Source organism: Stenotrophomonas sp. RG-453, from assembly GCF_033843685.1.
Lineage (GTDB): Bacteria > Pseudomonadota > Gammaproteobacteria > Xanthomonadales > Xanthomonadaceae > Stenotrophomonas > Stenotrophomonas bentonitica_A.
The window spans coordinates 1-11,527 of sequence record NZ_JAMYED010000012.1; the positions used below are offsets into that span (position 1 = coordinate 1).

At 67.9% G+C, this 11,527-nt stretch carries 11 protein-coding genes and 1 rRNA gene; 6 read left to right on the plus strand and 6 right to left on the minus strand.

The window, feature by feature from the left end; translation table 11 throughout:
- Nucleotides 1–3 precede the first annotated feature (3 nt).
- Nucleotides 4–118 (plus strand): 5S ribosomal RNA (gene rrf, locus NJD74_RS19125).
- A 168-nt stretch (nt 119–286) separates the two neighbouring features.
- Entirely contained in the window at nt 287–1,243 is a 957-nt protein-coding gene (locus tag NJD74_RS19130) for a D-2-hydroxyacid dehydrogenase family protein (protein WP_070470104.1), read from the plus strand.
- Nucleotides 1,244–1,246: 3 nt separating this feature from the next.
- On the opposite strand, the gene NJD74_RS19135 is transcribed toward NJD74_RS19130, so the two are convergent.
- The 3 genes from NJD74_RS19135 to hemH form a co-directional block, all read right to left on the minus strand.
- Nucleotides 1,247–2,977, minus strand: a complete 1,731-nt coding sequence (locus NJD74_RS19135) for a methyl-accepting chemotaxis protein (RefSeq protein ID WP_070470102.1) — start codon at nt 2,975–2,977, stop codon at nt 1,247–1,249.
- Between the two features lie 434 nt (nt 2,978–3,411).
- On the minus strand, nt 3,412–4,260 hold the full coding sequence (locus NJD74_RS19140) for an alpha/beta hydrolase (protein ID WP_102788729.1): 849 nt from the start codon (nt 4,258–4,260) through the stop codon (nt 3,412–3,414).
- Entirely contained in the window at nt 4,257–5,219 is a 963-nt protein-coding gene (gene hemH, locus NJD74_RS19145) for a ferrochelatase (protein WP_319624791.1), read from the minus strand. The genes NJD74_RS19140 and hemH overlap by 4 nt, the downstream gene beginning before the upstream one ends.
- 166 nt (nt 5,220–5,385) lie before the next feature.
- Here hemH and NJD74_RS19150 point away from each other — a divergent pair, with 166 nt between their 5' ends.
- The 4 genes from NJD74_RS19150 (at nt 5,386) to tatC (ending at nt 7,895) form a co-directional block, all read left to right on the plus strand.
- Nucleotides 5,386–6,282 carry a YSC84-related protein gene (locus NJD74_RS19150; protein WP_102788727.1) on the plus strand — a complete coding sequence of 299 codons (897 nt, stop codon included), beginning with the start codon at nt 5,386–5,388 and terminating at the stop codon, nt 6,280–6,282.
- Between the two features lie 75 nt (nt 6,283–6,357).
- Complete coding sequence (gene tatA / locus NJD74_RS19155; protein ID WP_019185586.1) at nt 6,358–6,585, plus strand: Sec-independent protein translocase subunit TatA; 228 nt, start codon at nt 6,358–6,360, stop codon at nt 6,583–6,585.
- Nucleotides 6,586–6,600: 15 nt separating this feature from the next.
- Nucleotides 6,601–7,149 (plus strand): Sec-independent protein translocase protein TatB, encoded by a 549-nt coding sequence (gene tatB / locus NJD74_RS19160; protein WP_319624792.1) that lies wholly within the window; start codon nt 6,601–6,603, stop codon nt 7,147–7,149.
- Nucleotides 7,146–7,895, plus strand: coding sequence for a twin-arginine translocase subunit TatC (tatC, locus tag NJD74_RS19165; RefSeq protein WP_019185588.1), 750 nt, complete (start codon nt 7,146–7,148; stop codon nt 7,893–7,895). The genes tatB and tatC overlap by 4 nt, the downstream gene beginning before the upstream one ends.
- Nucleotides 7,896–7,938: 43 nt before the next feature.
- Here tatC and NJD74_RS19170 read toward each other — a convergent pair whose 3' ends face one another.
- The 3 genes from NJD74_RS19170 to NJD74_RS19180 form a co-directional block, all read right to left on the minus strand.
- Entirely contained in the window at nt 7,939–8,838 is a 900-nt protein-coding gene (locus NJD74_RS19170) for a BPSS1780 family membrane protein (protein WP_266083394.1), read from the minus strand.
- 141 nt (nt 8,839–8,979) lie between these two features.
- Nucleotides 8,980–9,699 (minus strand): glutamine amidotransferase, encoded by a 720-nt coding sequence (locus NJD74_RS19175; protein ID WP_019185590.1) that lies wholly within the window; start codon nt 9,697–9,699, stop codon nt 8,980–8,982.
- A complete protein-coding gene (locus tag NJD74_RS19180; RefSeq protein ID WP_266083395.1) occupies nt 9,671–11,509 on the minus strand; it encodes a type II/IV secretion system protein in 1,839 nt (612 codons plus the stop codon). The genes NJD74_RS19175 and NJD74_RS19180 overlap by 29 nt, the downstream gene beginning before the upstream one ends.
- Between the last annotated feature and the right edge of the window lie 18 nt (nt 11,510–11,527).

Here is an 11,527-nt window from a genome sequence, read left to right on the forward strand (position 1 = left end):
CTCCCTGGTGAAATTAGCGCTGTGGAACCACCCGATCCCATCCCGAACTCGGAAGTGAAACGCAGCTGCGCCGATGGTAGTGTGGCCTAAGCCATGCGAGAGTAGGTCATCGCCAGGGTTTTTACCCGAAAACCCCGCTGCTCACGCAGCGGGGTTTTCTTTATGTCCGCGATCAAGTGCGTGTCCAACGCGTGCCCGACACGCCGCGAGGTGTCGTGTCTGTCCGTAGAGCGCGCCACTGCACGGGCGTATCGTCACGGCTGCTGATGACGATGGACGACCCCCCATGGCGCTGAACTGCGTGATTCTCGACGACTACCAGAACGCCGCGATGGCGTATGCCGACTGGAACGCGCTCGGCGAGGCGGTGCAGGTACGCACGCTGACGACGCCACACACCGGCGATGCACTGGTAGCCGCGCTCGGCGATGCCGACATCCTGGTGGTCATGCGCGAACGCACACCCATCACCGCGGCTCTGTTGGCCCGCTTGCCCCGTCTCCGCCTGCTGATCACCAGCGGCATGCGCAATGCGGCGGTCGATGTCGCGGCAGCGAAAGCACAGGGGATCATCGTCTGCGGCACCGACAGCCATCCCGAGCCTGCCGTGGAGATGACCTGGGCGCTGATCCTCGGCCTGATGCGTCAACTGGTGCCGGAGGTCAACGCGCTACGCAGCGATGGACCGTGGCAGCAGACGGTCGGCCGTGACCTGCATGGTGCGCGGTTGGGACTGCTGGGGCTGGGCAAGATCGGTCAACGCGTAGCGCAGATCGGCCAGGCGTTCGGGATGCATGTCAGTGCATGGAGTCCGAATCTCGATGCCGCCCGTGCGGCGGCGGCGGGGGTGCAATTGGCCACGTCCAAGCAGGCGCTGTTCGCCGGCAGTGACGTGGTCTCGCTGCATCTGGTCCTGGGCGAACGCAGCCGCGGAATCGTGGATGCCGACACGCTGGCCTGTCTGCCGACGCACGCGTGCCTGATCAATACCGCGCGGGCCGGTCTCGTTGATCGGCAGGCGTTGATCGATGCCGTGACTGAAAAGCGCATCGCCGGTGTTGGCCTGGATGTCTTCGACATCGAACCCCTCCCGGCAGGGCATCCGCTGCGCACATTACCCAACGTCTTGGCGACGCCCCATCTGGGCTACGTCACCGAGCGCAATTACCGGGACTATTTCGGCCAGGCGGTCGAGAACATCGCCGCCTGGCTGCAGCGCACGCCGCAGCGCACGCTGGGCTGAGGATCACGCCAGCGCGGAGTGGCGCACGGGGTGGGCCTGGTGACGGAACACGGCCACCGCCTGGGTGAGGTCGGCCGCCTGCGCTTCCAACAAGCGTGCGGCGGCACTGGCTTCCTCAACGAGCGCTGCGTTCTGCTGGGTGGCGTCGTCCATCTGCGCCACGGTCTGGTTGACTTGATCGATGCCCGCGGCCTGCTCCTGCGAGGCCGATGAAATCTCGGCCATGATCCCGCTGACGCTGGCCACGCTGCTGACGATCTCGCCCATGGTCTGGCCGGCGTCCTGCACCAGGCGCGCGCCCTCGGCGACCTGCACCACGGAGGCGTCGATCAGGTTCTTGATCTCCTTGGCCGCATCGGCCGAGCGCTGGGCGAGAATGCGCACCTCGCTGGCGACCACCGCAAAGCCGCGACCCTGCTCACCTGCGCGTGCGGCTTCCACGGCGGCGTTGAGGGCAAGAATATTGGTCTGGAAGGCGATGCCGTCGATCACCCGGGTGATGTCGCCGATCCGGCGTGATGCAGTCTGGATCCCATCCATGGTCGTTACCACTTGGCTGACCACGTGGCTGCCGCGCGTGGCGACGTCATGCGCACCGTGGGCCAGTGAGCTGGCCTGACGTGCATGTTCGGCGTTCTGGCGCACCGTGGAGGTCAGTTCCTCCATCGAGGCCGCGGTCTCTTCCAGATGCGCGGCCTGGCGCTCGGTGCGCTCGGATAGATCATCGTTGCCACTGGCGATCTCACTGGCGGCCAGCGAGATCGAACCTGTGCACTGCTTGATGCGCTCCACCATCGCGGTCAGCTGCGCTGCCGTTGCGTTCGCGTCGCGCTGCATGGCCTCGAACGAGCCATGGAAATCGCCCTGCATGCGTTGATCCAGATCCCCGTCGGCCAGCGCGGACAGCATCCGGCGGATTTCACCGACCGTGCCGCCCACGCTGTCCAGCAGCTGGTTGATGCCGCCGGTCAGGCCATTGAGGAAACTGGCGCCGCCATCGGTGGCCTGCAGGCGGCGATCAAGATCGCCCTTGCTGGCGGCGTCGACGATGCCCGCCACCGCGTTCTCCAACAGCAGCTCATGCGTGCGGTCATGCCACTCCACCGCGAAGCCCTGGCGCTGCCCCTGCGCATCGAAGACCGGCGTCACCACCTGGGCGAAGTGCACCGGGCCGATCCGGACGCGGCCATGGTGGGTGGCCATCAAGGTATTGAGGATGGCGCGGATGCGGTCCGGATTGGCATGGAAGCGATGGATGCTGCTGCCGACCAGACGCTCGGCATCGAAGTCCGGAAAGGCCTCGCGCAGGCTGGCCTGCTGGTTGCGCAGCAAGGTCACCACCGACTGGTTGACGTAGCGGATCACGTGATCGTTGTCGGCGATCATCATCGCGGTGCGCGAGACGTCGAGGGCCTGGCGGACCTGGCTGTCGTGCTGATGGACGACGTCCGCGGCCTGGTAGCGCTGGGTGAGCTCGGCAACCGCCGAGGTGGCGCGTTCTTCAGCGCGGACCAGCGCCAATGCCTGTCGCCGGGTGCGCGTCGCCAGCACCCACAGCAGCGCCGCCCCGATCGCGAGTGGCAGCACGGACCATGGCTGTCGTTGCCATACCGCGATGATCAACGAGACCAGCAACAACACACCTGCAGCAAGCAGACACACCGTATCGGTGCGGAGCGCGGAGCGCAGCACGTGATCCGGCGGACGGGGCGGGGCGTGGGAAATGGCGGACATAGCGACTCCAGGATCAGTAGAAAGCAGGGAATCCGTCGCGCGCAGACGCACAGGCGGATGCCACCCCAGACACCGGCAATGCGGTGGGCGTGGCAGCGGGATGAGAGGGGTGTGGGCGCAGAGCCGGTGCGCGTGCAAGAGGATGCATGCGTGCCATGGCGGCAGGTGCCACCGGCATGGCGCGGCCCGGTGGGCGATGGCGCGGCCAATCCGACATTGCTTACGACCTTCCCTGGAAGCCCTGATGGATACGCGGCTTCGCAACGGCGGAGCAAGCGGCAGTGCAGACCGCGCATGGCGGGCTGCGTCCTTGGTATCGGCCCGGAAATGGAAAAGTTGAGCGGCGTGACATCGGCCGGTCACCACACTCTGCTCCAGCAGCACGCGCCGGACCGTCGCGTGCTGGCGCCTCACATGCGCCTACGCGAGGGGCGTCATTCGGCCAGGAAGCGGCGGATTACCTCGCCCACCACGTCTGGATGCTCCATGTGCAGATGATGCGTGCCCGGGAACACCGCCAGCTGCCCGTCACGCAGCAGGCCGATGCGTTCGCTGCGCAGCGGCTCGGGGTAGTACGACTGTGCGGGGGTGGCGTAGATCACCTGGGTCGGGCATTCGATCGCGGCGAGCAGGTCGTCGATCTGCGCCTCGCTGAGGCGCATCGCGGTGGGCAGCATCAGGCGCTGATCGCTGCACCAGCTGTAACCGCCTTCAACAGATTTGACGCCGCGCTCGACCAGCAGGCGCGCACAGGGCTCGCTGAGCTGGTTGGCCATCATGCGGGCGCGGATCGGGGCGGCCAGATCGGGAAACACACGCAGCTTGCGGGTGGGCAGGGCACGTGCGGCGCGCACGTGTTCGCGCAGGCGCTGCGCCGTCTCATTCTCCGGACCGCGCAGGCCGCCGAGTGCCTCGATCGCGACCAAGCGCTCTACCCGTTCCGGGGCAGCTGCTGCGGTGAGGCTGGCGATGCCGGCACCCATCGAATGCCCGAGCAGCACGAAGCGGTCCCAGCCCAGTGCATCCGCGACATCGAGTACGTGGCAGATTGCACCGGGCGTGTTGTATTGCGTGCCCGGCGGCAGATGCGCGCTGTGGCCGTGGCCGGGCAGATCGATCGCCACCAACTCCAGATCCGGCAGCTGCGCGGCCAGCGGCACGAAGCTGGCCGCGTTGTCGAGCCAGCCGTGCAGCGCCAACACGCGGGTGCCCCCTGCAGCACCAGAACGCAGGCCGGCCACGGTAGTGCCGGCGACCGCCAGCGAGAACGGCTGCAGGGTCATGCCAGCGCCGCGATGCTCAGCCGCGACAGCGCCAGTGCATGCGCCTGCGCGTCGTTGAGGCAGGGAATATAGCGCATCGTGGCGCCGCGCTCGGCCACGGTCTCGGTAAAGCCCATCGCGACTTCTTCCAGCGTTTCCAGGCAGTCAGTGGCAAAGCCGGGGCAGACCACGTCCATGCTGCGCACGCCGTTTTCGGCCATCGCCCACAGGGTGGGTTCGGCGTAGGGCTGCAGCCACTTCTCTCGGCCGAAGCGGGACTGGTAGGTCAGCTGCCAGGCATCGTCGGGCAGCTCCAGGGCCTGCGCGATCGCCCGCGCACTGGCCTCGCAGCGTTGCGGATACGGATCGCCGGCATCGGCCAGGCGCTGCGGGATGCCATGGAAGGAAAACACCAGCTTCTCGCCGCGGCCATGCTGCTCCCACCACTGGCGGATGCTGCCGGCGACGGCGGCGACCCAGTCCGGATCGACCGCGTAATCGCGCACCAGGGTGACGGTGACCCCTGGGTGTCTGGGCTGCCATTCGCGCACCTGGTCCTCGATAGAGGCGGTGGTGGTCGTGGAATACTGCGGATACAGCGGCAACACCACGATCCGCTTCATGCCCTCGGCGGCCAGCCGGTCCAGCTCGGCCGGCAGCGCGGGAGTGCCGTAGCGCATCGCATGGCGCACCCGCAGATCGGGCATCAGGCCCTGCATGGCCTCGGCCAAGCGCCGCGTGTAGACCATCAGCGGGGAGCCGTCCGGCAGCCAGACCTGGGCGTACTTGGCCGCCGAACGACCGCTGCGCAGCGGCAGGATCAGCCCGTACAGCAAGGGTTTCCAGAACAGCGGCGGAATCGCGACCACGCGCGGGTCGCTGAGGAACTCAGCCAGGTAGCGACGCACCGCCGGGGCGGTTGGCGTCTCGGGCGTGCCTAGATTGACCGCCAGCACGGCGGTGTCGGGTGCGTCGAGCATGGGGGCATTCTCGCAGGTCTGCGCGATTGGCGGGATGGATTTGGACGATGAACGCGATCCAGCACGCATATCGATAGCCCGGATCACTCATTGCGGATTCATCGCAAGCCTTCTAACGTCGGGCAGTTGCTTTATCTTTGTCTACGTAGACCTTCTGGAGCCCACCATGCGCCGTCTCAGCCTTGTACTGCTGATCTCCGCCAGCCTGCTGTCGACCCAGGCGATGGCCGGGCCACAGGAGGATCAGCGCGCCCGCAATGCGGTGCGTGTCCTGAATGAAATCCAGGACATCCCCGAGCAGGGCATTCCGGACAAGCTGCTGGACGAAGGCCGCGCGGTCATCGTCATTCCCGACACGATCAAGGCCGGTCTGGTGATCGGCGGACGTCGCGGCCACGGCCTGATGTCGGTCAAGACCCCGGATGGCAGCTGGTCCAACCCGGTGTTCGTGAAGCTCACCGGTGGCAGCATCGGCTTCCAGGCCGGTGTGCAGTCCTCCGACGTGGTGCTGGTGTTCCGCAATGACCGCAGCCTGGACAATCTCGTCAACGGCAAATTCACCCTGGGCGCCGATGCCGGTGTCGCCGCCGGTCCGGTCGGCCGCAACGCCGCGGCCGCCACCGATGGCCAGTTGAAGGCCGAAATCTGGTCCTGGTCGCGCGCCCGCGGCCTGTTTGCCGGTGTGGCGCTGGATGGCGCCGTGCTGCAGATCGACGATGCCGCCAACCTGGATGCCTACGGCAGCAACACCACGCCGCGCATGGTCTTCGAAGGCCGCGTCGGCGAGCCGCCGTCGGTGGATGTGGTCGCCTTCCGTGACCGTCTGGAAGAAGCCACCTACACCGCCCGTGAAAAGCGCGGGACCGCAGGCAGTGCCCCGGCCCCCGCCCCGGCGCCGCGCGCGGCCACCGTGCCGGTTCGACCTGAACAAGCACCGGCCCCGGCCGCTGCGGGCGCGACCACCGCCCCGCTGCAGTCCGTGCCGGCACAGCCGGCCCCGCAGCAGGGCTTCCAGCCGGTCGGTGACGGTGAAGTCCGTACCGAATCGCTGGACGGCAACTGACTTTTGTCACGCGCGCCGGCTCACCGCCGGTGCGCTATGCTCAACCGTCTGATCACTACGTAACGCGAGCGGCTCATGGGCAGTTTCAGCATCTGGCATTGGTTGGTCGTGCTGGTCATCGTTCTGCTGGTGTTCGGCACCAAGAAACTGACCAGCGGCGCCAAGGACCTTGGCAGCGCCGTCAAGGAATTCAAGAAGGGCATGCGCGACGAGGACAAGCCGAACGCGCAGCTCAGCGACAGCTCGCGTCCGCAGGACTCGACGACGACGTCGCAGACCGAGCACGACCGCGACCCGCGCTGATCCGGGCGGCTTGGCGTGTTCGATATCGGTTTCAGTGAACTGCTGGTCATCGCGGTGGTGGCCCTGGTCGTGCTCGGCCCCGAGCGGCTGCCCAAGGCGGCCCGCTTCGCCGGGTTGTGGGTACGCCGTGCCCGCAACCAGTGGGATTCGGTGAAGCAGGAGCTCGAGCGCGAGCTGCATGCCGAAGAGATCAAGCGCCAGTTCGATGATGTGAAGTCTTCGGTACGCGATACCGAGTCGCAGCTGCGCGCCAGCGGCGAAGCGGTGCGCCGCGAGGCCGAGCAGATGCGCCAGGACGTGGCGCGTCACGGCGAGGGTGTTGCCGCCGCCGCGGACGACGCGCCGGTGATGACCGGCCCGGCGCCAGGTTCTCCGGCCAGCGTGGCCCAGCATGCGGTGGCGACCGATGAGGTCGAGCCGCCGCGCGATGCGATGGCCCCGCCCGGGATCGATGGCAGTGCGCCCCGTGCGGACGTGTCGGCACCGCTGCCGCCATCGACGGATGCCGCGGCGCATGCGCCCACGCCCACGCCCACGCCGCCGAACGACGAGGCACCGCGATGAGCGAGCATGAAAGCAGCGAGAGCTCGCTGGTCGAACACCTGATTGAACTGCGTGCGCGCCTGGTGCGCGCGTTGATCGGCCTGGGCGTGGTGCTGCTGGGGCTGATGCCGTTCTCGCGGCAGATCTACACGATGGTCGCCGAACCGCTGATCTCGCAGCTGCCGAACGGGCAGACGATGATCGCGACCAATCCGGCGGGTGCCTTCTTCGCGCCGTTGAAGCTGACCTTCTTCGTGGCGGTGTTCATCGCCGTGCCGTGGCTGCTGTTCCAGCTGTGGTCGTTCGTGGCACCGGGCCTGTATGCCCGCGAAAAACGCCTGGCCGTGCCGTTGCTGGCCTCGTCGGTCCTGCTGTTCTATCTGGGCTGCGCGTTCGCGTACTTCCTGGTGCTGCCGGCGGTGTTCCACTTCCTGACCACGTTCCGCCCGGAGGTGATCGCGATCACTCCGGACGCAACGGCTTACCTGGATTTCGTGCTGGCGATCTTCTTCGCGTTCGGCACCAGTTTCGAGCTGCCGGTGGCGATGGTGATCCTGGTGCTGCTGGGCTGGATCACGCCGCAGCAGTTCAAGGAAGGCCGCGGCTACGCGATCGTCGGCATCTTCGTGCTGGCCGCGGTGCTGACGCCGCCGGACGTGGTCTCGCAGCTGATGCTGGCCATTCCGATGTGCCTGCTCTACGAACTGGGCATCCATGCGGCACGCTGGCTGGTGCCACGCCCCGGTGGGAAAGCACAGCCGGAGTGAGGCACAAACAAAAACCCCGGCCTTGGCCGGGGTTTTGTGTTGATCAGGCGGCGAACACGTTGTTCGGGCCCGGCATCGGCGGCGGGGTCTGCGGACCCTGCTGGCCGAACATCTGCTTCCACGCGGTGTAGATGGCACCGGCGAACACCGGCATCACCACCCCCATCAGCAGCAGCTGCGCGACGAACAGGGCGAGCATGGTGCCGCCGATCAGCTGCGCGATCAGGGCCACCAGCATCACGCCGAAGTAGATCGCAAACACCGCCACGAAGGCGAGCAGGAAGAACACCAGCATCGCCAGTACGTTGTGCAGGCAGGCGCGCAGGCTCAGGCGCATCGCCTGCAGACCGTTGCGGTGCTCGAACATCACCTGCGGCGGCAGGGTGAACAGCGCCAGCGCCATGGCCAGGAAGGTGACCACCACCAGCGCCAGCCACAGCAGGATGCGCATCGCCGGCAGGCTCGCCATCAACTCTTCGATCTGCGCCGGGTCCGGCTGCGCGCCGGACTGGCTGATCGTGTTGAGCTGGACCATCACCTCGCTGAGGTGCTGCAGGCCGCTGCTGCCGATCAGCACCAGCAGCAGCACGCCCAGGAACAGGCCGGCCACCAGCTGCGGCAGCAGCGAGGCGAGCAGGTTCAGGGCACGCCCTTCATGCAGGCCCTGCAGCAGGTGCGCAGGCTGCGCGACGCGACCCTGGTCGACTTCGCGCACGGCCCAGACCAGGCCACCGAAGAACAACGGGCCGGCCAGTGCCATCAACAGCTGCGCCAGCGTGCTCAGCGCCGGGCTGACCATCGCCAGCGACATCACCAGCAACGCGGCCACGGCCCAGATCACGCCAAGCAGGCCCAGCGCCAACGGCGCCTTGCGCAGCAGGGTGAAACCCGACACCAGCCATTCCGCGCCGGCGGAGGCCGGCAGCTTGCGAATCTCGCTCATAACATTCCGGGGACAGGGGAGGAGGCGCGAACGCCCGATTGCCGTCGATTATCCCTGTTTTCCCGGCGCGTGACCTGAAGGCCGCCCAGTGCGGCGCGGCGCGGACGATGCGTTGCGCCCGGTGCCTTGCCGGTGCTGGCCTCAGGCGTTGCGCGCCTGGCGGACGAAACGGCGCAGCAGCTGGCGGGCCAGCGGCGCGGCGCTGACCTCGCGGGCGACGCGGCGCGCGCAGCCGCCGTGCTGGCGGATGCACTCGGCGCGGGCGCGGACATAGCCGCGCATGTGGTGGGTGGCGAACTCGGGGTGGAACTGCACGCCCCAGGCATGCGCGCCCCAGCGGAAGGCGTGGCAGTTGTCCTGCGCCGAGCGCGCCAGGATCGCCGCGCCCTCGGGGGCGCGCAGGACCGTCTGCAGGTGGGTGGCGTGCGCCGGGAAGCGCGCGGGCAGGCCACTGAACAGCGGATCGTCGATCGCTGACGGATCCAGCGCCAGCTCGATCGTGCCCGATTCACGGCCCGCCGGGTTGTAGGCGACTTCGCCGCCCAGCGCGTGGGCCAGCAGCTGGTGGCCGTAGCAGATGCCGAACACCGGGCGGTCGTCGTGGGCGGCATCGCGCAGCCATTGCGCGCTGCGCTCGCTCCAGTCGGCGCGGTCGGTGACATAGGCGGCCGAGCCGCTGACGATCACGCCGGCGAAATCGCGGTGGCTGGGCAGGGTGCCGCCGTGCTCGACATCGACCACCACGGTCTCGTCGGCGTCGAGCCCGGCCGCGACCCGGATCCAGTGCGAAAACCGCCCGTAGCGGCGCAGCGAGGCGACGGGTTGGCCGGTTTCAAGAATCAGGAACGGGGCGGAATTCATCCGGGGGAGGCAGGACCGAGAGGACTTCCTCGATTGTAGTCAGCCCTGCCGCTACCTTTTCAAGCCCTGCGCGGCGCAGGGTTCGTACCCCTTCAGCACGTGCGGCACGGTTGAAGGCGGCCAGATCCATGTCCGCGCGGATGTGCCGGCGCAGGCTGGAACCCAATGGCAGCAACTCATACAGGCCCACGCGGCCGAGAAAACCGGTGCGCCGGCAGTCGATGCAGCCGACCGGTGCATATGGCGTGGGCGCCTCAGGTAATGCCGCATCGGCATCAGCCAACACCGCCCATTGCTCGGCCGAGAGCACCGCGGGCACCTTGCAGTGGGTGCACAGGGTGCGCACCAGACGCTGGGCCAATACCCCGTTGAGGGTGGAGGCGAGCAGGTAGTGCGGCACCCCCAGGTCCAGCAGGCGGGTGATCGCCGAGGGCGCATCGTTGGTGTGCAGGGTGGACAGCACCAGGTGGCCGGTCAGCGAGGCCTGCACCGCCATCTGCGCGGTCTCCAGGTCGCGGATCTCGCCGATCATGATGATGTCCGGGTCCTGCCGCAGCAGGGTGCGCACGCCGCTGGCGAAGTCCAGATCGATGTTGGTCTGCACCTGCATCTGGTTGAATTCCGGCGCGATCATTTCGATCGGGTCTTCCACCGTGCAGACATTCACGTCCGGGGTGGCCAGCCGCTTCAGCGTGGAATACAGGGTGGTGGTCTTGCCCGAGCCGGTCGGCCCGGTGACCAGCACGATGCCGTGCGGGCGTTCGACCAGGGCGCTCCAGCCAGCCGCTTCCTGCGGGCTGAAACCCAGCTGGTCGATGCTCTTGAACGCCGCATCCGGGTCGAAGATGCGCATCACGCACTTTTCGCCGAACGCGGTAGGCATGGTCGACAGGCGCATCTCCACTTCGCGCCCGCCCGGCGAACGGGTCTTGATGCGGCCATCCTGCGGGCGGCGACGCTCGGCCAGGTCCATCCGGCCCAGCACCTTGATCCGGCTGACCACGGCGGTCATCACCGCCGGCGGCACCTCGAACACCTTGTGCAGCACCCCATCGATGCGGAAGCGCATGCGGCCCATGTCGCGGCGCGGCTCCAGGTGGATGTCCGAGGCGCGCTGCTCATAGGCGTACTGCAGCAGCCAATCCACGATGTGCACGATGTGCTGGTCGTCGGCGTTGACGTCACCGGCGCGGCCCAGCTCGACCAGCTGCTCGAAGCTGGGCAGGGTGCTGCTGGCTTCGCCCCGGACATCGCCGCGGGCGCCGCGTACCGAGCGCGTCACCCCGTAGAACTCCATGGTGTAGCGGTGCAGGTCGAGCGGGTTGACCATCGCCAGCTCGATCCGGCGGCGGCTCAGGTGCTGCAGGTCGCGCAGCCACTCCTGGGCCAGCGGTTCGCTGGTGGCGACCAGCACGCGCTCGCTGTCCACGGCCAGCGGCAGGAAGCGGTGGCGGCGTGCATAGGCATGGGAGACCAGGGCGGTGACCGCCGAGACGTCGACCCGGGTCGGGTCCACCCGCAGGTAGCGCACGCCCGCGCGCTGGGCCAGCCATTCGCTGAGGCGCTCCAGGCCGAGTTCACCGCCGCCGCTGGCGCCCAGCTTCAGGTTGGCCAGCAGAACCAGTGGATGGACCTCGCTGGCATTGCGTGCGCCCGGGGCGGAGAAGCGGATCCGCTCCAGATCGGCAGGGGCGACCAGGCCATCGGCGACCAGTGCTGCAGCGACCTGGTCGAAGTCCAGGCGGCCGTGCGGCAGGGGCACGGCCGGCGCAGGAACACGGGCAATGGCCGCGGGCAGGCGTGGATCCATCCTCCAATTCCCCAAGGC

What these genes read in the sequence shown, in the direction of transcription:
- NJD74_RS19130 (WP_070470104.1), top strand. Translation starts at nt 287, where the DNA reads ATGGCGCTGAACTGCGTGATTCTCGACGACTACCAGAACGCCGCGATG.
- NJD74_RS19135 (WP_070470102.1), bottom strand. Translation starts at nt 2,977, where the DNA reads ATGTCCGCCATTTCCCACGCCCCGCCCCGTCCGCCGGATCACGTGCTG.
- NJD74_RS19140 (WP_102788729.1), bottom strand. Translation starts at nt 4,260, where the DNA reads ATGACCCTGCAGCCGTTCTCGCTGGCGGTCGCCGGCACTACCGTGGCC.
- hemH (WP_319624791.1), bottom strand. Translation starts at nt 5,219, where the DNA reads ATGCTCGACGCACCCGACACCGCCGTGCTGGCGGTCAATCTAGGCACG.
- NJD74_RS19150 (WP_102788727.1), top strand. Translation starts at nt 5,386, where the DNA reads ATGCGCCGTCTCAGCCTTGTACTGCTGATCTCCGCCAGCCTGCTGTCG.
- tatA (WP_019185586.1), top strand. Translation starts at nt 6,358, where the DNA reads ATGGGCAGTTTCAGCATCTGGCATTGGTTGGTCGTGCTGGTCATCGTT.
- tatC (WP_019185588.1), top strand. Translation starts at nt 7,146, where the DNA reads ATGAGCGAGCATGAAAGCAGCGAGAGCTCGCTGGTCGAACACCTGATT.
- NJD74_RS19170 (WP_266083394.1), bottom strand. Translation starts at nt 8,838, where the DNA reads ATGAGCGAGATTCGCAAGCTGCCGGCCTCCGCCGGCGCGGAATGGCTG.
- NJD74_RS19175 (WP_019185590.1), bottom strand. Translation starts at nt 9,699, where the DNA reads ATGAATTCCGCCCCGTTCCTGATTCTTGAAACCGGCCAACCCGTCGCC.
- NJD74_RS19180 (WP_266083395.1), bottom strand. Translation starts at nt 11,509, where the DNA reads ATGGATCCACGCCTGCCCGCGGCCATTGCCCGTGTTCCTGCGCCGGCC.